The sequence below is a fragment of the Staphylococcus durrellii genome (assembly GCF_015594545.1).
Classification (GTDB): domain Bacteria; phylum Bacillota; class Bacilli; order Staphylococcales; family Staphylococcaceae; genus Staphylococcus; species Staphylococcus durrellii.
The window spans coordinates 1,028,481-1,048,012 of the sequence record NZ_JADIIO010000001.1 but is presented as its reverse complement, the minus strand read 5'-3'; the positions used below and the strand labels follow the sequence as shown (position 1 = coordinate 1,048,012).

Sequence of the window (19,532 nt, the reverse complement as noted above, 5' to 3'; positions counted from 1 at the left end):
AACTCCAATCTAAATTTATTTAGCTACAATGTTAACTAGTTTTTGCGGTACTGCAATAACCTTTTTAATGTCTTTACCTTCGATTTCGTTCTTAATGCTATCATTATCTAAAGCAATAGCTTCCATATCTTCCTTAGCAGTATCTTTAGGAATGTTAATTTTAGCTCTTACCTTACCATTTACTTGTACAACAATCTCAACTTCGTTATCGACAAGTAAAGTTTCATCATAAGTTGGCCACGGTTGGTAAGTAATTGTAGCTTCGTGACCCAACATACTCCATAACTCTTCACTTATATGCGGAGCTATTGGTGCAAGCATTGTAACAAAGCCTTCAATATAAGAACGGTACAATGTATCTACTTTATAACAGTCATTAATAAATACCATTAACTGACTAATTGCCGTGTTAAAGCTTAGTGTATCGAAGTCTTCTGAAACTTTTTTGACTGTTTGGTGATAAGACTTATCTAATGAACCATCATTATCTTCAACCACACGGTCTGATAAAGTGCCATCTTCATTCACCAACAATCTCCATACCCTATCTAAGAATCTACGAGAACCGTCAAGTCCGTTATCGCTCCATGCAATTGCGGCATCTAATGGCCCCATAAACATTTCGTAAAGTCTTAATGTATCTGCACCATGACTTTTAATAATATCATCAGGATTAATAACATTTCCTTTAGATTTACTCATTTTTTCATTACCTTCACCAAGAATCATGCCTTGATTGTATAATTTTTGGAATGGTTCTTTCGTAGGTACTACACCTAAATCATACAACACTTTATGCCAAAATCTTGCATACAATAAGTGTAACACTGCATGTTCTACGCCGCCAATATATAAATCAACAGGTAACCAATGTTTAAGTTTTTCTGGGTCAGCTAACATTTTATCATTGTTAGGGTCGATATATCTTAAATAATACCAACAGCTTCCTGCCCACTGTGGCATGGTATTAGTCTCACGACGCCCTTTCATGCCAGTTTCTTCATCCACTACATTAACGAACTCAGGAATATTAGCTAATGGTGATTCACCAGTACCTGATGGTTTAATTTCATTAGTCTCAGGAAGTAATACTGGAAGTTCTTCCTCTGGTACAGTTGACATAGTCCCGTCTTCCCAATGTATAACTGGGATTGGTTCGCCCCAATATCTTTGTCTGCTGAATAACCAGTCACGTAATTTATAATTCACTGTGCGTGTACCCGCATTTTTTTCTTCTAATAAATCAATGGCTTTAGTAATTGCACCCTCATTATATAAACCATTTAATTCTCCAGAATTAACATGCGGCCCATCACCTGTATATGCTTCTTTACTTAGGTCTCCACCTTCAATGACTTCTACTATCGGTAGGTCAAAAGCTTGAGCGAATTCATAGTCACGTTGATCTCCACTTGGGACAGCCATTACAGCACCAGTACCATAAGTTGATAATACATAGTCCGCAATCCAAACTGGCACTTCTTCTCCTGAAAGTGGATTTATAGCATATGCACCCGTAAATACACCTGATTTTCCTTTTGATAAACCTGTACGTTCTAAATCAGATTTCTTAGCCGCTTCAACTTGATATGCTTTAACTGCCTCTTGTTTATCTGATGATGTAATTTTATTTACTAATTCATGTTCTGGACTTAGAACTAAGAAAGTTGCACCAAAAATAGTATCTGGTCTAGTTGTATAGACTTTGATATTGTCCTGAGTACTTTCTACATTAAATGTAACGGTTGCACCTTCAGAACGTCCTATCCAGTTACGTTGCATATCTTTAATTGACTCGGGCCAATCCAAATCTTCTAAATCTTCTAATAATCGGTCAGCATAGGCAGTAATTTTAAGTACCCATTGTTTCATAGGTCTTCTGTATACCGTGTGTCCTCCACGTTCAGAAACGCCATCAATTACCTCTTCATTAGATAAAACCGTGCCCAATGCAGGACACCAATTCACAGCAACCTCATCTACATAAGCTAAACCTTTGTTATATAGCTGAATAAAAATCCATTGTGTCCATTTATAATATTCAGGATCAGTCGTATTAATTTCTCTGTCCCAATCATAACTAAAACCTAATTCTTTAATTTGTCTTTTAAATGTATTTACATTTTTTTGTGTGAATGCTCTTGGATTGTTACCAGTATCCAATGCATACTGTTCAGCTGGCAACCCAAATGCATCCCAGCCCATAGGATGTAAAACATTATACCCTTGCATTCTTTTATAACGTGATACGATGTCAGTCGCCGTATAACCTTCTGGGTGTCCTACGTGCAGACCTGCTCCAGATGGATATGGAAACATGTCTAGTGCATAAAATTTCTTTTGTCCGAAATTATCACTAGTTTTAAAAGTTTTGTTGTTCTCCCAGTATTGTTGCCATTTTCTTTCGATATCATTATGATTATAATTCACAATGTTTCCTCCTATTCAATAAAAAGAACACCCCAAACTATTTATCATATGTAAGGGACGACATCAGCCGCGGTACCACCCTCGTTCACTTTAAAAGTGCACTCACTTAATTAAATAGTTAGAGATGTTATTTAAAATCATTTTTACGATTGGTAAGTTCACCTAAAACTTAACGCTAGTTCACACCAACCTAGCTCTCTGCAGAAAAGTTTAATAAGTTACTACTCCTATACTCTATTAATAATATTGTAAAAGCCTATGATTTTCAAGTGGAAAAATTAGTATCATTAGTATTACACTCGTTAAGAGGAGCTATCCTTTTGATGGAAAGTTTTTCCAAATACATAAAGGAATACTAATGCAATAATTAATAAAGCTATCATACTAATAAACATCGCACTTATATTAAATGTATCTACAATGATACCTCCTAATAATGGCCCTAATGCCTTACCTATAGTAGAAGCAGAATTTACATAACCTTGGAACGAGCCTTCTTTACCACGCGGAGCCAACTTATTAGCAATTGTAGGTACCGCAGGCCACACAAACATCTCTCCTAAACTAAGAATTACCATGCCAATCATCATTATAGAAAATTGCTCGGCAAAACTAGTAACGAAAAAGCACAACATAAATATCACTATACCGATAAACATCTGATGTACTAAATTCCCTTTTAATAAGCGAATGATAGGCGCGATAAACGGTTGCGCAACCAGTATTAGGATTCCATTAACTGTCCATAATAAGCTATATTGTCTCATTGATATATTTAAATGCTGCGTAAATGAAGCGATTGTGCTTTCCCATTGAATATATGCAACCCAACAAATAATAAACATCGCACATAATAATACCAATGATATAAACTGAGTCCTATATTGTTTTGAAAATAATTTAAATGTTTCGTTAGATTTCACCTTAACCTCTAATTCAATATTAAAATTAAAGACAGCAACTAAAGCAAATAGTATATACATAATTAAATTTGCTATAAATATATAGTTAAAGCTTATTTCAGCAACGAAACCACCAAGTGCCGCCCCAAGCGCTACACCAATATTTTGTGCTAAATAAATAGCATTAAAGGTCTGTCTACCACCATTAGGCCAAACAGCACCAGCCATAGCGTATATAGCCGGGATGATTAAACCACCACCGAATCCTAAACACACTAACCAAACGGCATACCATGGCCAACCATGAAAGAAATTAAGCAATGTAGTACTTATCAAACAAATGACTGTCCCTGTCATAATTGTTCGATAACCTCCGTATTTATCAAAAAACGTACCACCTAATAAATTACCAATTACCATACCAAATGAATTTATAAGCAACACAAAACCAGCTACGGTTAAACTTTTATGTAATTCATGATTCATGTAAATTGTATTTAATGGCCATAGAAAGCTTGAACCAGTTATGTTTAATGCCATACCAATCACTAACCACCATACTGATTTAGGCATATTCATACCAAAAGCCCCTCTACTTATATTTTTTCTAAAACTACAGTAAACAATATAACACAAAATATGTTAAAATCTTTAACTATAATGATTTTAGAAAGGAAAATGTTAAATGGGTCATTTTTTCCCTTATGCATTCGAAGATAAAAGATATCACACATGGAATTACCACTTAAAAAATAAATTTGGCCAAAAAATATTTAAAGTCGCTATAGATGGTGGCTTTGACTGCCCAAATAGAGATGGCACTGTCGCACATGGTGGATGTACATTTTGTTCAGCCGCTGGCAGTGGTGATTTTGCTGGTAATCGCGTCGATCCAATCGAAGTGCAGTTTAAGCAAATTAAAGATAGAATGCATGAAAAATGGAGTGAAGGTCAGTACATCGCATACTTCCAAGCCTTTACAAATACGCATGCACCAGTTGATGTATTGCGTGAGAAATATGAAGCTGCTTTAAAAGAAGAAGGCGTTGTCGGTTTATCTATTGCCACTAGACCTGACTGTCTACCGGACGATGTAGTAGAATATTTAGCTGAATTAAATGAACGTACTTATTTATGGGTGGAATTAGGTTTACAAACAGTACACCAGGAAACTTCAGACCTCATTAACCGCGCACACGATATGCCAACTTATTATGAAGGCATAGCTAAATTAAGAAAACATAATATTAATATATGTACTCATATTATTAATGGATTACCAGGCGAAGACTATGACATGATGATGGAAACAGCAAGAGAAGTTGCTCAAATGGACGTGCAAGGTATTAAAATTCATTTACTTCACCTATTAAAAGGCACACCTATGGTTAAACAATATGATAAAGGTATGCTTGAGTTTATGTCACAAGAAGAATATACCAATTTAGTATGTGACCAATTAGAATTAATGCCTCCCGAAATGATTGTGCATAGAATCACTGGCGATGGTCCGATAGATTTAATGGTAGGTCCAATGTGGAGCGTTAATAAATGGGAAGTATTAAACGAAATTGATAATGAACTTGCTCGTCGAAACTCTTATCAAGGAAAACACTTTGAAAGTGTACATCACGTATGAAATTAACAAGAATTTTACCTTATGCTAAAACATTACTGTCAGAGCATATAACTGAACATAGTATCGTTATCGATGCTACTTGTGGAAATGGTCATGATACTTTATTTTTAGCTCAACAAGTGACAAGCGGCGTTGTATATGCCTTTGATATACAGCGACAAGCTATAAAATCTACTGAAGACAAAGTGAAGGACTATTCAAATGTTAATCTTATTCATGATAGTCATGCCAATGTAACAAGTTATATCTCCGACTCACATAAAGGACATATAGACGCAGCTATTTTTAATTTAGGCTATCTTCCTAAAGGAGATAAGCAAATAGTGACACAACCAAAAAGTACAATATCAGCTATTGAAAGCATATTTGAGGTGCTAGCTCCAGAAGGCATTATTATTTTAGTTATATATCCTGGACATGATGAAGGGAAAGTTGAAAGTGATAAAGTAGTCAATTTTTTAACTTCAATCGATCAACAAATTGCCCACGTGCTGCAATATCAATTCATCAATCAACAAAACGATCCGCCCTTCATTTGTGCTATAGAAAAGCGTTAACATAAAATAAAAAAGATTGTCCTCACTACTACGTGAAGACAATCTTTTTTTTATGATTTTTAATCATAATTAGCAAGTTCATTAGCAAAGTGCTACAAATTTCCAAATTCCCTATAAGTTTAAGATAGTAGTTAAACTTTCTTGAAAACTTGCTTTTTTTGAATTAATTTCATCAGTAATAAAGTTTAAAAGATGTTCCCTTTCATCTTCAAATTTATCATTGAAATAGATGATTACTGTACGTTCATCATTTTGAGGTCTTTCTTTAATAATCCATTTTTTCTCGACTAAATCATTATACGTACGCGTACGTTTGTATGATTTGATGTGAACGTGTTCATCCATTTGTTTTAGTGTCATTGAGCCTTTTTTCCAAAGCGTAAGTAGAATTAAAACCTCTTCTTTAGACATTTTGTATTCTTTCCTAATGCTTTTGAAAATGTTCTCAATTTCCACTAAAATATGATTCAAATTCAAAACATTTGTAACCTTATTGTCTAACGCCTCTCCCATAATAATTCCCCCATATAAAAAATATATAGTAAAACATGTAAAATTAATTTTAAATCATTTATCATATTTTTAATAGTCGAAAACTTAACGTTTATTAAAAATTACATTTTTTATTAAAATTAATCTTATACACATTTTAAAAGTAATTTAAGGATTATGCAATAAAGTAATTTCTTAATTTTTGTTGATATTCTTTTAAAATATTTATAGAGTCTTCAAATTGTTTTTTTTCTAAACTATTTAATGCAATTTCATATATTTTAACTGCACCATTTCTGTTTAAAAGTGTTGGCACACCAGCATATACATCCTCGTAACCAAATTCATTGTCTAAATAACTAGAAACAGTTAACACAGTATCTTGATTACATAAAATCGCATTTGTAATTTCTGTAAGTGCCATTGCAATACCATAGCAAGTTGCCCCTTTTGCTCGAATAATATGATATGCAGCTTCTTTTGTATTTATAAATGCCTGCTTTAATTCATTTTCTGATAATGTATAGTTTTCTTTAAATTGATGTAGCGGCTGGCCAGCAATTTGCACATTTGACCAAACAGCTAATTCAGAATCTCCATGCTCACCGATTATTTGTGCATTAATGTTAGTTGGCGCAATACCACATAACTCCCCTAACTCATGTCTAAACCTTGCACTATCAAGTACCGTACCTGAACCTATTACTTTTTCCTTAGGGAAACCGGAAATTTTTTTAGTAACATAAGTCATAATATCTACAGGATTAGTTGCCACGACAAATATTCCTGAAAATCGATGTTCAATTACTTGAGTTATAATTGCTTTAAATATTTCTGCGTTTTTCGTTACCAAATCCAATCTTGTTTCATGTGGTTGTTGATTTGCACCAGCAGTAATAACCACTATATCTGCATTAGCACAATCTTCATAACTACCGACTTTTAAATTCGTTCTTTTAGCACTTAATGCGGAAGCATGCGCCAAATCTTTAATATCTCCTGTGACTCTTTCTTCATCAATATCAATAATTACTAGTTCATCTACTATTGCTTGAGATACTAATGCAAAAGCATAACTAGAACCAACTGCACCATCACCGATTAGAACTACTTTATTACTTTTCGTATATTTCATAAGATCACACCTAACTTTTATATTGTGATATTTTTCACAATATAAACTTATCATTTTTTCTGCTAAAATACAACAATTATTTGTGAATAAATTCACATTTACAGTTTAAAAATTGAACACTACCCTGACAGATATTCGTACTACGTCTGAGTAATGTTCAATCTAATTTATTGCTATTTATTTACGTTATTTTCATCATCTATTATAAAACCCATTGCACTAGAACTATTATTTAAAAATGATAATATATAGCGCATCACTTCGTCCCTTTCAGGTTCATTATGGACTTCGTGATATAAACCTTCCCACACTTTGAAATAAAGTTCATCAGTTTTAACTTTATCTTTGATTAAGTCCATAAGTTCAGTATCAGCTACTTTATCTTCAGTACCATACATTAATAATAATGGTATTTTATTAATATCAGTTAAATGTGTTACAGTTTCTTTCATCACTTCAACAACTTGTTTATACCAATGATAAGTAACTTTTGTTAGCATTAATTGATCATCTGATGTTTCTTCAAGCACTTCAGTATTACGAGTTAAATCACGTGCTTCAATACCTACTTTGAAACGTGCATCTTTGGCGACATTGCCTATATTCGCTATTATTTTATCTTTACGTGATTTGCCACTTTTTTTAAATTCTAATATTGGAGAAATAAGTGCTAATCCCTCGATAGGTACTTCCACGCGTTCAAGTAGATTTAACATAATTAATCCACCTAAACCGACGCCTATAACATATGTTGGAATTTTATATTCATTTGCAATTTTAATCCATTCCAATACGTTTTCATGATATACGTCAAAGTTATTTATTTGACCTTTATTAGAACGTGAAGTTTGGCCTTGTCCAGGTAAATCACCCATTATTACGTGATAACCGTTACGACGAAGCATAGTGATTAAATAAGCATATCTTCCGGTATGCTCTAACATATTATGTACAATAACTATTACACCCTTAGCTTCGTTTTCAGTTTCCCACTTCCACATATTATATACTTCTCCTTCTCGTTAAATTTCATTAACTTAATTGTATCAAATAATTAGTCTAATTTACCATTTTTTATCACAGATTAACTATAATATCTCTGTACAAAATAATTCGGCTAATATTGTGTAAAATGTAATATATATAGTATAAAAAATATTTGTGAACGTTTTCATCATAAATAAATTCATGATACACTATTATAGAATAGAGTTATTGTTAGGAGGAATGAATATGCCAATCGTGAAAGATTTCTTTATTGCTTTATCTAATAGTAAATTTTTAAACGCTACTGCGAAAAAATTAGGACCCATGTTTGGTGCAAAAAAAGTGGTAGCCGGCAACACTATTCCAATGTTATTAGAGACGATAGAACGTCTTAACGAAAAGGGAATCGTTGTTACTGTAGATAATTTAGGTGAATATGTTGTTAATGAAGGGGAAGCAATTCAAGCTAAAGATCGAATTCTAGAAGTGATGTACGCTGTTTATGACCATAATTTAGATGCGCATATGTCAATCAAAATAAGTCAATTAGGCGCGGAATTTGATTTAGATCTTGCTTATAAAAACTTGAGAGAAATTTTATTAAAAGCAAATGAATTTAATAATATGCACATTAATATAGATACCGAAAAATATGAATCACTATTTGGAGTAATACAAACTGTTGATCGCTTAAAAGGCGAATTTAAAAACGTAGGAACAGTAATCCAAGCATACCTATTTAAAGCCGAAGCATTGATTGATAAATATCCCGAATTGCGTTTACGTTTAGTTAAAGGCGCTTATAAAGAAAACGAATTTATCGCTTATCAGTCTAAAGAAGAAATAGATAAAAATTACATAGATATAATTGAAAAACGCCTTTTAAATTGTAATCATGTGACTTCGATTGCTACACATGATGACGCAATTATTAATCATGTAAAGCAATTCGCAAAAGATAATCATATCGATAAAGAGCAATATGAATTCCAAATGTTATACGGGTTTAGAACTGAACTCGCTGAAAAAATTGCTAAAGAAGGATACAACTTCTGTATTTATGTACCTTTTGGTGACGATTGGTTTAGTTATTTCATGCGTAGATTAGCAGAAAGACCTCAAAACTTAGTGTTAGCTTATAAGGAATTCACTAGCCCTCAAATGTTGAAAAAATTAGGCATTTTCTTTGGTGCTACCACTGCTTTAATTGCTGGACTTGTCGCATTATTCAAATTGAGCAAAAAATAACAAAAGCTACTTCAGTCTAGCTTGTTAACTAAATAAGAATTTGGGGTATAATTCCCAAACTCATGCCCTTAAGTCAATTCAAGCCAGAATTCATTTAGGGGTAATTTTTATTTCAATAATTCTTATTGATTAGCACTTTTTGGTGTATATGGCTTGAGCCTATCTCATCTTACATTATCTATTGAAACTACCTAAAAGCCCTTCATAATCGTGTCTCAGTTTCAAGACACATGCTATTCCTGGAGGTGTGTCACAATAATACTATAGTTACATAAAGTTGCCATAGAACTTCACTTCAAAAATAAGACACTTTCATATAATTTAATAAATACCACTAAACTAAATTAACGAACTGACTTATGCATAATAATCATGGCATAACTCAACTTACACTATTATATGAAAGTTATTTTAGGTTTTGTGCGAATATCAGTTTGTAAGAATAAATAAAATCAATCGTGAATTTGCCTCTGGTTAAATGTCATTAAACATAATAAGTAGATTAGCTCAATGAACTACCTAAAATTAAAAACGTCAATATCTATATTATTTTGATAGAAATTGACGTTTATATTTTAGTCACAGATGTTTATGTCTCAAATATTTACTTATTGATAAAGGTTTATGCATTAATTGACTTTAATAGATTAGCCATTTCAATTGCGCTAACTGCCGCTTCAGACCCTTTATTACCGGCTTTAGTTCCCGCTCTTTCTACAGCTTGTTCGATATTGTCAGTAGTTAAAATACCAAAAATAACAGGAATATCTGCTACGTCGTTCGCTTTAGAAACACCTTTTGAAACTTCATTACATACATAATCATAATGAGAAGTTGACCCTTTGATAACACAACCTAGAGTGATAACTGCATCGTATTCACCTTTTTGTGCTAACCTTTTAGCAACCAACGGAATTTCAAAAGCGCCTGGTACATATGCAACGTCAATATTGTTTTCCGGCACTTCGTGTCTAATTAACGTATCTTTCGCACCGTCTAATAATCTATTAGTGATAAAATCATTGAAACGACTGACTACAATTGCTACTTTTAAATCTGTGCCTATTAATTTACCTTCAAAATTCATACTTGCTTCCTCCTATAGTAAATGACCCATTTTAGTTTTTTTAGTTGTCATATAATTATGATTGTGTTCATTTTCAGGTACAATCAGTTCTATTCTTTTAGTGATGTTAATACCGTATTTTTCTAAACTTTTAAACTTTGTCGGATTGTTGCTCAATAGATTTACATTTTCGACGCCTAAATATTTAAGCATTGCAGCAGCGTCTTTATAATCTCGTAAATCTTCGTCAAATCCCAAAGCATTATTTGCCGTAACCGTATCATAACCTTGTTCGATTAATTCATAAGCTCTCAATTTATTAATCAAACCAATACCTCTACCCTCTTGGGGTAGATAAATTATTATGCCACCATGTTCCTCGATATATTTCATTGATTCCGCTAATTGTTCCCCACAATCACAACGTTGACTATGGAAAATATCACCTGTTAAACAAGATGAGTGGATACGTACATTTTCAGTTGTTCTTGGTTTGTCTTTAATGACTGCTACAAGTTCATCTCTTGAACTTGAAGTTGTAAAGCCAATCATTTTAAAGTCACCATATTCTGTTGGCATAGCTACTTCTGCTTTTGCCTCGATATGTGTTTCCTGAGCTTTTCTATATTCCACTAAATCATCTATAGAAATCATAACGAGACCATGTTCTTCACGGAAAGCTTGTAGTGAATCTCCTTTTGCCATAGTACCGTCATCATTCATTATTTCACAAATTAAAGCAGCAGGTTTTGCACCAGTTAGTTTAGCTAAGTCTACAGATGCTTCAGTATGACCGATTCTTTCCATTACGCCATTGTCCTTTGCAATTAATGGGAATAAATGACCAGGTCTGTTAAATGAACTCGCTTTAGCTTGTTCATCAATTAAAGCACGTGCAGTCAACATTCTTTCAGACGCACTAATACCTGTTGTTGTGTCTACATGATCGATACTAACTGTAAAATCTGTACCATACACGTCCGAATTATTTTTGACCATTGCATCCAATTCAAAATGATGCGCAATGTCATTACTAATTGGTGCACATATTAACCCTCGTGCATATTTTGCCATAAAGTTTACGGTATTATCTTGCATCCATTCTGTTACGGCAACTAAATCTCCTTCATTCTCTCTATCTTCATCATCTACAACAATAATACTTTTGCCACGTTTTAGCTCATCTAACGCTTGTTCGATATCATCTAAATGCATAAGACCCCTCCTAAAAGCCAAAAGCTTTTAATTTATCTTGTGTTAATGTGGAATTGTTGCTATTCATTATTTTATTCACATACTTAAAAAGCATATCTGTTTCTAAATGTACAGCATCTCCAACACGTTTATCATTTAAAATTGTTGATTTTCTAGTTTCTGGTATTAAATGAATATCAAAACTTTGCTCATTCAATTGGAAAATAGTTAAGCTTACTCCATCAACCGCAATTGAGCCCTGCTGTACCATTTCATTAATTGCTTGTGTCGTAGTTTTAATTGACACAATTTTTGAGTTATCAGTAGCTTTAATATTTGTAATAGTCCCTACTTCATCAACATGGCCTAATACAAAATGTCCTCCAAAACGACCGCTACCACTCATTGCACGTTCCAAATTAACTTCAGCGCCTTGATTCAACTTATTCAAGTATGTCTTATCTTCTGTGCCTTTGATTACTTGAACAGTAAAGCTAGCATTTGTAAATTCGGTAACAGTTAAGCAAGCACCATTAACGCTAATAGAATCACCAATGTGGATATCTTCTAATATTTTATGACAAGCAATCGACAGCTCAACAATTGTGCTTTTACTATTGCTTCGCTTTATCGTACCGACTTCTTCAACAATTCCAGTAAACATGTTAATTCACTTCTTTCGCAATTCTAATTTTATGTTGTCCTCAAGCATTCGAGAATTAACAATTTCAAAGTTTTGTACTTCTGATAATTCAAAAACATTGTCTGTTGAATAAAATTGATATTTACCAGAACCACCTATCACTTTCGGGGCATAGTAGATGATGAGGTTATTATATTCTTTAGCTTCTATAAACGTCGACGTGATTGTCGGGCCTGCTTCAACAAGCAATTTACCAATGCCACGACGATATAAATCTTCTAATATATATGTGATATCACAATCAGCCATGTAAACAATTATTACATTTGGCAACGTTGTTGTTAATGATTTATTTTCTGTATAAATCAATATAGGAGTTGAAACATCGTTAAATATTTGTAAATCAAAATCAATATTACCTGATTTTGATAGTATAACTTTAACAGGGTTTTTGCCATTCTCAATACGTGTTGTGTATTGTGGATTATCAGCAACTAAAGTTTCTCTGCCTGTAAGTACAGCATCATGTCTTTGTCTTAATTTAAAAACATCTTGCTTAACTAAGCTATTAGTTATCCATTGGCTTTGACCATTATCATTTGCCTGTTTACCATCAAGACTACATGAGACTTTTACTGTAATTTCAGGTTTGGCATGCTTTTTAGCTTTGAAAAAGTCATTACATAATTGTGCTGCTTCTTCATTATAACTAAATTCTACATCTATATCTGCCGCCATTAATATGTCGTCACTATCAGACATTAAAGTAGTATCTTTTACTGCATATACGACTTTTTTAATACCATATTCGATAATTTTATCGACACAAGGTGGCGTAGATCCATGGTGAGAACATGGCTCGAGTGAAACGTAAATTGTTGCTCCCTGAGCTTTGTCCTGCGCCATTTCTAATGCTTGTACTTCTGCATGTTTATCGCCATGTTTTAAGTGTGCACCTAGTCCGACGATACGACCGTCTTTAACAACTACCGCACCAACTGGCGGATTAATACCAGTTTGACCATCTACCATTTTGGCTAAGTCAACTGCATATTTTAAAAATTGACTCAAAAAATCACCTCATTAAAATAAAAACACACCTAAAAAGATAATTTTCAGGTGTGGGAATTTGTTTATAACTTTAAATAAGCATACTTATCCAATTTAAAAGTAGCTCAAAATAAACACTACGAGAGTGTTGTTATATATCATTCTTTCTCCCATCCAGACTTTAACTGTCGGCTCTAGAATCAAACTAGATCAGCCATAAATAAAAACAATATTTATGGGTCGCAGGCTTATATACTGCCGGTTAGGAATTACACCTTGCCCCGAAAGAATTTACTATGAAATTTTAATTAACGATTGAGTCATGTAACCTACATTTAAGTTACAAAATCATAATACTATATTTATTACACAAATACAATCCATATGAATTAAGTCAGGATTAAAATTTTAATTTCCTAAATTTTACGTCATACATTTCTATCAACAATTCGATGCTTATTAATGCTTAAACAACTGTTTTACTACCCCAACAGCTTGTTTAACAATCATCATAACACCATTTCTTGATTGATTAATCCCATTAGTTAGTTGCCCCAATGCATATACATCGTTTAACGTACCATATCTTGGGCTAATTACTTGATTAGTCTCGGGTATGATTTGAATACCACCTAGCGGATGCGCTTGAATTAATTGTCTGTTTTCTAAATTAATAACCAGTTGATCATCTGCATCTAAGTCTGCTAGATGTGTCTTTGAACCTGTTGCGTTAATTACAACATCATATTGTTCAAGTGTGTGCTGTGCATCATCAAATTGGAAATTAAATTTATCTTTGTCGTATGTTACATTTTTCAAATTAGGCTTAATGTTTATCAAGTTATTTTTAATTCCATGTATAATTAATTCTGCAGTTCTTGGTGGCATAGGATTTGAATTAGCTTTTAAAATACGTTGATATTTATTTAAAAATTCTATCTGATCAGCTCTAGAGAAACTATTCCAAATCCAATTCATATTTTCTTTAATGCCTTCTAATAAACTTTGAAATATACCCAATTCATCCGGATGATTTAAATCAAATTCTAATTGTTCGATGTGATTGTGTAGATTAACATCCAACATTTTTTCGACTTGAATATTATAATATTGGCACTCCAAATCAAACAGCTTCATTGCTTCTTCAAGTGGCACTGTCCCAAAATGTTGTCGTTTCAGTTCATTAAATTTATGTGGCGTCAGATATTTAAATTCAAGCTCCGGCATATTGCCTCTCACGCGTGGCAATATACCTCTTCTACTTGTAACAGTGATAGGTAAATTTGGATGATGTTCTGTCACATATCTGATTACATCTAAACTAGCTAGCCCGGTACCTATAACCGCAATACTGTCAGTGTCATCAACTTCATCTAAAGTATTATAAGTTGGATATGGAGATTGTATATATCCTTTAATCCCCTTTAGATTGTACGGGTCATGGTAAGAAAGCGTACCAATAGTCAAAAATACACAATCATATATACGACAAGAATTTATATCGTCAGAAGTGCAAATATTATATTTGAGTGCCGTTTCACCTATGTTTGATTCGATAAAAATTTCTTTAACTTCCTTTGATATTAAAGAAATATTGCTATATTCATTATGATACTTATTTAGATAGGATTTCATATAATGTCCGAATATAAAACGCGGTAAATATTCCGGATTCATATATTTAAATTCTTTTTGTTGTTCATACCATTCAAAGAATTCTTGTGGATTATCTAAATTTATAGACATTTGTCTTGCGGGTAAATTAATTAATAGTTGATCGCTATCATTTTGAAATGGTACACCTTGCCCCATATTGACAGCATTATCATATATATCAATATTTATATCTTTAAATTCTTCATATTTCACTATTTCTTTTAATAACGTTACTCCTGCTGTACCAGCACCTACTATTGCTATTCTCATTCATACACCTCATAACAATGTTAATTACTTATTTTTAAGATACTACATCTATAATATCATTTACTAACAGAATAATTTATTAAAAGTTAAAAAATTTTTTTAATGTATGATATTCTATATGAGTGATTAAATTAATAAACAGACTATTTCAACAAAATTTATTAGTTAAGAGGTTGAATTATGAAAGTTTTTAAATGTTTTACTTTGTTCCTAATATTTTGCTCAATTTTTTTAGCTGGTTGTGATTTACCCGGACTCAACGGCGGTCAATCTAAGAAAGATATAAAGATCACTGCCCTAGCAACAAGTGAGTCACAAATAATGGCTTATATGTTAAAAGATAAGATTGAACATGATTCAAATGGTAAATACACTGCCTCTATTATTAATAATTTAGGTTCTGCATCTATAGAACATAATGCTATCATTAATGGAAATGCAGAAGTATCAAGTACACGTTATACAGGTACAGACCTTATAGGTGCTCTAAATCATAAGCCGGTTCGAGATTCTAAAAGCGCAATGGATTTAACTCAAACATTGTTCAAAAAGAAGTTTAATCAAACATTCTTTAATTCTTATGGGTTTGAAAACACATTTGCTTTTATGGTAACTCAGGAAACTGCAAAAAAATATAATTTACATAAAGTTTCTGATTTAAAAAAAATTAAAGACGATGTCAAAGTTGGTACGGATACGACATGGATTAAGCGTGGCGGTGATGGTTATGGGCCATTCAAATCATATTACGGCTTTGGATTTAAACAACTAAAACCGATGCAAATTGGTCTAGTTTATGATGCATTGAAAAATAAAAAACTGGATGTCGCCTTAGGTTATACTACAGATGGTAGAATTTCTGCTTATCATTTAAAAGTGTTAAAAGATGATAGAAAATTCTTCCCACCATATGATGCTAGTCCACTAGCAACAAATAGTTTATTAAACAAACATCCAGGTGTGAAACAGTCTATCAAAGATTTAGAAAGTGAAGTTTCTACAGAAGAAATGCAAAAGTTAAACTACGAAGCCGATGGCAAAGGAACCGAACCTGCATTAGTTGCACAACAATTTTTAGAAAAACATCATTACTTTGATAAAAAATAGTACTTAAATATAAATTAAAATCATCTATAAGGGATGTGAAATAAATGAAATTTATTATTAAAGTATTCATTTCTACCTTACTACTATTTGCGTTAATTAATAATAAAAATAAAGCAAAATAATTTAAAAAGATTGTTCAAATCCAACGCATTTGAACAATCTTTTTATTGGGTAATTATAACAAAACAGAGGATAACCAAATAACGAATGGTTACCCTCAGCTATATAATATATAAATTATTATTTATCTTCGTCTTGATGCTTTTTATCATCTTTATAGACGAAATATTTATAATATTTACCTTCAGTCTTCATATTTTTATAAAAGTGTGCCATTAGGCTAGCATTGCTTTCAGCCCATTTAATGTCTGTTGCATATTGATGTTCACCTGGGTTTTGAGGATTCCATCTCATACTATACAGTGTATTTTGATCTTTCTTAGATAAGAAATGATCATGTATGAAAGCTGCGCCACCTTCAATTGCTTTTTCTGGTGAATCCCAACCGTGTTTTTTAGCATATTCCGATCCTGTTTTCACTGGTTCTTTGTCTAGTGCCCCAACACCGAAGAAGTTGTAATATTTCTTACCATCAATTTCTACACCGCTAGCTAATTCACTGTTTGCCGAACCCGTTTCTAAAATAGCGTGAGAAATTAAATATACTTCATTCACATGTTTATCTTTGGCTGCTTTAATAAAATCATTTGTGTGATTTAATAACATTGGATTATCAATCAACATGCGTTTAATTCTATTTTCATCAATACCTTGATACTTATCCAATTCTAAAAATTGATATTTTTGAGTATCACTATCAATAAATTTTTTACTGTCCATGGCACTTTTAATTTCTGTTGAAGACGCATCACGCCAAGATTTATTGTCCTTACTAGATACTTGCTGACTTGTATAATTATGTATTTGTTTTTTTGAAGCCTTTTCTAAAGTAACTTTTAAATTTTCAACTTTTTCTTGCTGTTTAACTTCTTTGAAAAATATTTGATCTGAAACCATTGAAAAGACTATACATGCAACAATACCTAAGATTATCAATAATCCAATTATTGATAATAGAGCGCCCTTTTTATGCTTTTTCATTTCTACACCTCTTAGGTTTTAATTGATTTATAGTTAATTTCTACATCTGCTAATAGAGTTTAACACTTATGATAGCAATGCACAATTTAATACAAACGTTGTTACAAATTCATAAAAAAAGTAATGAAATTTTAATTTCATTACTCTTGACTTTTATTGTAGTCCATCATTATAAAGCTTACTGCTTGCGATCTATTTTTATAATAGTAGCTGTTCAAATCGATGGAACCTTCAATTTCTCCATCTCGATAAAACATTTCGTTAGTCATGTTATTAATCATTACAAAATCTGATTTATCTTTAATAATATCTAAGTCATCGTGCCTAGAGAAAAAATGTTCTAAATTTAAATGCGCATAATCCATATTAACCCTCCTCTGTATTACAAACAAACTTTGACAAAATGATATATGTTTAAGTTAAGCAATTAATTTATGTGTATGTTGACATTATATTATATCTATTACTATTATTTAACACTTATTATGCAGATTTAGCAAATGAAAATTTCTCTTTTTTGAACTAAAATAAATATATCCGGAAATAAAAGTTGTAATTACACTAAATGAGGGTCAAAATGTTAAAAAAGGATGCACTTGCACAGCATCGGTATATTATTCATCATTTACTCCGTCGATACAACGTTACTTATGAATATGACGAATTTTTTCAATTACTGTTAATTCGTATGTGGCAACTTATCTTACAATACGATGCTTCTTTATCAACTTCTCTTCAATCATATTTATATAGCCGTCTAAGATACTATTTACTCGACTTATTTCGTATTTCCTCACGACAATTACTTACCACTGATATCACAACATGCAAAGATATACCATCAATTGATACTATCACTATGGTAGAAAATCAGTTATTGCTTAATCATTTTTTAACTACATTATCGTTAAATGAGCGTAAGTGGGTTCAACTAGCTTCTCAGGGTTATAAACAATATGAAATTGCCCAAAAAATGCACCGTTCTCTTTCTTCTATTAAATCATATAAAAAATCAACAAAAAATAAATTTTTTTCTTATTTTAATGATCGAAAGGAGTAATAAAAATGTCAGAGCATCAAGATTTATTATTTATTAAGACTAATGAAAGTAATAGTATGAGTACGCTGTGTCGTTATAAAACGCACGACTATATTTATCCTACAGTTATAAAAAATGTTTTATCTTACTATCTAGAGCTACACAATAAGTCTTTTACTACTCAAACCAAAATTGCTAAACGATTACTTAACATAAATAAATTGGTGCCTATATATATTCACAATCAACTAGTACTTTTCCCTATCAAACAAAAGCGCGCACCAATACAATATTATATTAATGCGCACTTTATCATCGGAATCAAAAGCAAACGCAATTTGCTTACGATTCAATTTGAAAACGGTCACTATTTAGTCGTCGATGAACAATTTTATACAGTTTTTAGAAAATGGCAAGAAAGTTGTACTTTAAAATCCTTACTAGCTCATAACATAGATAACTAATTATAAATTTCTGTTATGTCTATATTCTAATAATTTTTTAGTGAAATATGCCGTAACCTTGTGAAAACAATATAAACTAATAATAATTAGTAAAATAGACCCGATAAACGTTAGTATGACTATCGTTGTGGTTAATTGAACTTCTGGTTTTATAAAATATTGTACTGAAGATAAACTTGCCAAGAAGCCAAAAATAAAAACACCAATCAGCAATATATATGTGAATAATATACCTAATAGTAATGGGAGTAAATTATTAAATGACACGACCTTTTCTTTAAAAATGTATTCTTTTAAAAATTGATTTGAAAACCTTATTGGTTTGCGAGTATCAACTTGACTATCTCCGGTAGTTACCCTTTCCAGCACTTCGTTAAGTTCTTTCTTTTCTTTTTTAGTTAAAAACCACAATTGTTTTCTAACTTTCTGCTTAAAAATATTTACGCTCATTTTGTTACCTCTCTATTTAGCGAAACTTTCTCTCTTCTAAATCATATATTAAAACAATTTATGCTTCAATCTATATTTAATCAAATTTTGTGTACATTAATA

Annotated in this window: 19 protein-coding genes and 1 riboswitch; of the genes, 6 read left to right on the top strand and 13 right to left on the bottom strand. The window is 32.0% G+C overall.

What is annotated here, in order from left to right; translation table 11 throughout:
- Window positions 1-15 precede the first annotated feature (15 nt).
- Window positions 16-2,433: a leucine--tRNA ligase gene (leuS, locus tag ISP02_RS05125; protein WP_195721831.1), complete on the bottom strand. Its 2,418-nt coding sequence runs from the start codon at window positions 2,431-2,433 to the stop codon at window positions 16-18.
- Window positions 2,434-2,732: 299 nt separating this feature from the next.
- Entirely contained in the window at window positions 2,733-3,911 is a 1,179-nt protein-coding gene (locus tag ISP02_RS05120) for an MDR family MFS transporter (RefSeq protein ID WP_195720515.1), read from the bottom strand.
- 106 nt (window positions 3,912-4,017) lie between these two features.
- Here ISP02_RS05120 and ISP02_RS05115 point away from each other — a divergent pair, with 106 nt between their 5' ends.
- Together ISP02_RS05115 and ISP02_RS05110 are read left to right on the top strand one after the other, a co-directional pair.
- A complete protein-coding gene (locus tag ISP02_RS05115) occupies window positions 4,018-4,971 on the top strand; it encodes a TIGR01212 family radical SAM protein (protein WP_195720514.1) in 954 nt (317 codons plus the stop codon).
- Window positions 4,968-5,528: a tRNA (mnm(5)s(2)U34)-methyltransferase gene (locus ISP02_RS05110; RefSeq protein WP_195720513.1), complete on the top strand. Its 561-nt coding sequence runs from the start codon at window positions 4,968-4,970 to the stop codon at window positions 5,526-5,528. Before ISP02_RS05115 ends, ISP02_RS05110 begins: the two co-directional genes overlap by 4 nt.
- 111 nt (window positions 5,529-5,639) lie before the next feature.
- On the opposite strand, the gene ISP02_RS05105 is transcribed toward ISP02_RS05110, so the two are convergent.
- The 3 genes from ISP02_RS05105 to ISP02_RS05095 all read right to left on the bottom strand — a co-directional run bounded on the left by ISP02_RS05105 (window position 5,640) and on the right by ISP02_RS05095 (window position 8,156).
- Entirely contained in the window at window positions 5,640-6,041 is a 402-nt protein-coding gene (locus ISP02_RS05105) for a transcriptional regulator, SarA/Rot family (protein ID WP_195720512.1), read from the bottom strand.
- A 154-nt stretch (window positions 6,042-6,195) separates the two neighbouring features.
- Window positions 6,196-7,155 carry an L-lactate dehydrogenase gene (locus tag ISP02_RS05100; RefSeq protein ID WP_195720511.1) on the bottom strand — a complete coding sequence of 320 codons (960 nt, stop codon included), beginning with the start codon at window positions 7,153-7,155 and terminating at the stop codon, window positions 6,196-6,198.
- 173 nt (window positions 7,156-7,328) lie between these two features.
- On the bottom strand, window positions 7,329-8,156 hold the full coding sequence (locus tag ISP02_RS05095) for an alpha/beta fold hydrolase (RefSeq protein WP_195720510.1): 828 nt from the start codon (window positions 8,154-8,156) through the stop codon (window positions 7,329-7,331).
- A 232-nt stretch (window positions 8,157-8,388) separates the two neighbouring features.
- Here ISP02_RS05095 and ISP02_RS05090 point away from each other — a divergent pair, with 232 nt between their 5' ends.
- Complete coding sequence (locus tag ISP02_RS05090; RefSeq protein ID WP_195720509.1) at window positions 8,389-9,390, top strand: proline dehydrogenase family protein; 1,002 nt, start codon at window positions 8,389-8,391, stop codon at window positions 9,388-9,390.
- Window positions 9,391-10,012: 622 nt separating this feature from the next.
- On the opposite strand, the gene ribH is transcribed toward ISP02_RS05090, so the two are convergent.
- The 5 genes from ribH to ISP02_RS05065 form a co-directional block, all read right to left on the bottom strand.
- Window positions 10,013-10,477: a 6,7-dimethyl-8-ribityllumazine synthase gene (gene ribH, locus ISP02_RS05085; RefSeq protein ID WP_195720508.1), complete on the bottom strand. Its 465-nt coding sequence runs from the start codon at window positions 10,475-10,477 to the stop codon at window positions 10,013-10,015.
- Window positions 10,478-10,489: 12 nt separating this feature from the next.
- Window positions 10,490-11,671 (bottom strand): 3,4-dihydroxy-2-butanone-4-phosphate synthase, encoded by a 1,182-nt coding sequence (gene ribB / locus ISP02_RS05080; protein WP_195720507.1) that lies wholly within the window; start codon window positions 11,669-11,671, stop codon window positions 10,490-10,492.
- A gap of 10 nt (window positions 11,672-11,681) precedes the next feature.
- The gene (ribE, locus tag ISP02_RS05075) at window positions 11,682-12,314 is read right to left on the bottom strand and encodes a riboflavin synthase (RefSeq protein ID WP_195720506.1); all 633 of its coding nucleotides are present in this window, start codon (window positions 12,312-12,314) and stop codon (window positions 11,682-11,684) included.
- Between the two features lie 6 nt (window positions 12,315-12,320).
- Window positions 12,321-13,364 carry a bifunctional diaminohydroxyphosphoribosylaminopyrimidine deaminase/5-amino-6-(5-phosphoribosylamino)uracil reductase RibD gene (gene ribD / locus ISP02_RS05070; RefSeq protein WP_195720505.1) on the bottom strand — a complete coding sequence of 348 codons (1,044 nt, stop codon included), beginning with the start codon at window positions 13,362-13,364 and terminating at the stop codon, window positions 12,321-12,323.
- 137 nt (window positions 13,365-13,501) lie between these two features.
- Window positions 13,502-13,636: riboswitch (FMN riboswitch) on the bottom strand.
- Window positions 13,637-13,802: 166 nt separating this feature from the next.
- Entirely contained in the window at window positions 13,803-15,269 is a 1,467-nt protein-coding gene (locus ISP02_RS05065) for an FAD/NAD(P)-binding protein (RefSeq protein ID WP_195720504.1), read from the bottom strand.
- A gap of 180 nt (window positions 15,270-15,449) precedes the next feature.
- Here ISP02_RS05065 and ISP02_RS05060 point away from each other — a divergent pair, with 180 nt between their 5' ends.
- Window positions 15,450-16,376: an osmoprotectant ABC transporter substrate-binding protein gene (locus ISP02_RS05060; RefSeq protein WP_195720503.1), complete on the top strand. Its 927-nt coding sequence runs from the start codon at window positions 15,450-15,452 to the stop codon at window positions 16,374-16,376.
- A gap of 240 nt (window positions 16,377-16,616) precedes the next feature.
- Here ISP02_RS05060 and ISP02_RS05055 read toward each other — a convergent pair whose 3' ends face one another.
- Complete coding sequence (locus tag ISP02_RS05055) at window positions 16,617-17,477, bottom strand: N-acetylglucosaminidase (RefSeq protein WP_195720502.1); 861 nt, start codon at window positions 17,475-17,477, stop codon at window positions 16,617-16,619.
- A 140-nt stretch (window positions 17,478-17,617) separates the two neighbouring features.
- The gene (locus tag ISP02_RS05050) at window positions 17,618-17,842 is read right to left on the bottom strand and encodes a hypothetical protein (RefSeq protein WP_195720501.1); all 225 of its coding nucleotides are present in this window, start codon (window positions 17,840-17,842) and stop codon (window positions 17,618-17,620) included.
- A gap of 212 nt (window positions 17,843-18,054) precedes the next feature.
- Here ISP02_RS05050 and ISP02_RS05045 point away from each other — a divergent pair, with 212 nt between their 5' ends.
- On the top strand, window positions 18,055-18,537 hold the full coding sequence (locus ISP02_RS05045) for a sigma-70 RNA polymerase sigma factor region 4 domain-containing protein (RefSeq protein ID WP_195720500.1): 483 nt from the start codon (window positions 18,055-18,057) through the stop codon (window positions 18,535-18,537).
- A gap of 5 nt (window positions 18,538-18,542) precedes the next feature.
- Entirely contained in the window at window positions 18,543-18,980 is a 438-nt protein-coding gene (locus ISP02_RS05040) for a competence protein ComK (RefSeq protein WP_195720499.1), read from the top strand.
- On the opposite strand, the gene ISP02_RS05035 is transcribed toward ISP02_RS05040, so the two are convergent.
- Entirely contained in the window at window positions 18,981-19,430 is a 450-nt protein-coding gene (locus ISP02_RS05035; protein WP_195720498.1) for a hypothetical protein, read from the bottom strand.
- Window positions 19,431-19,532 lie beyond the last annotated feature (102 nt).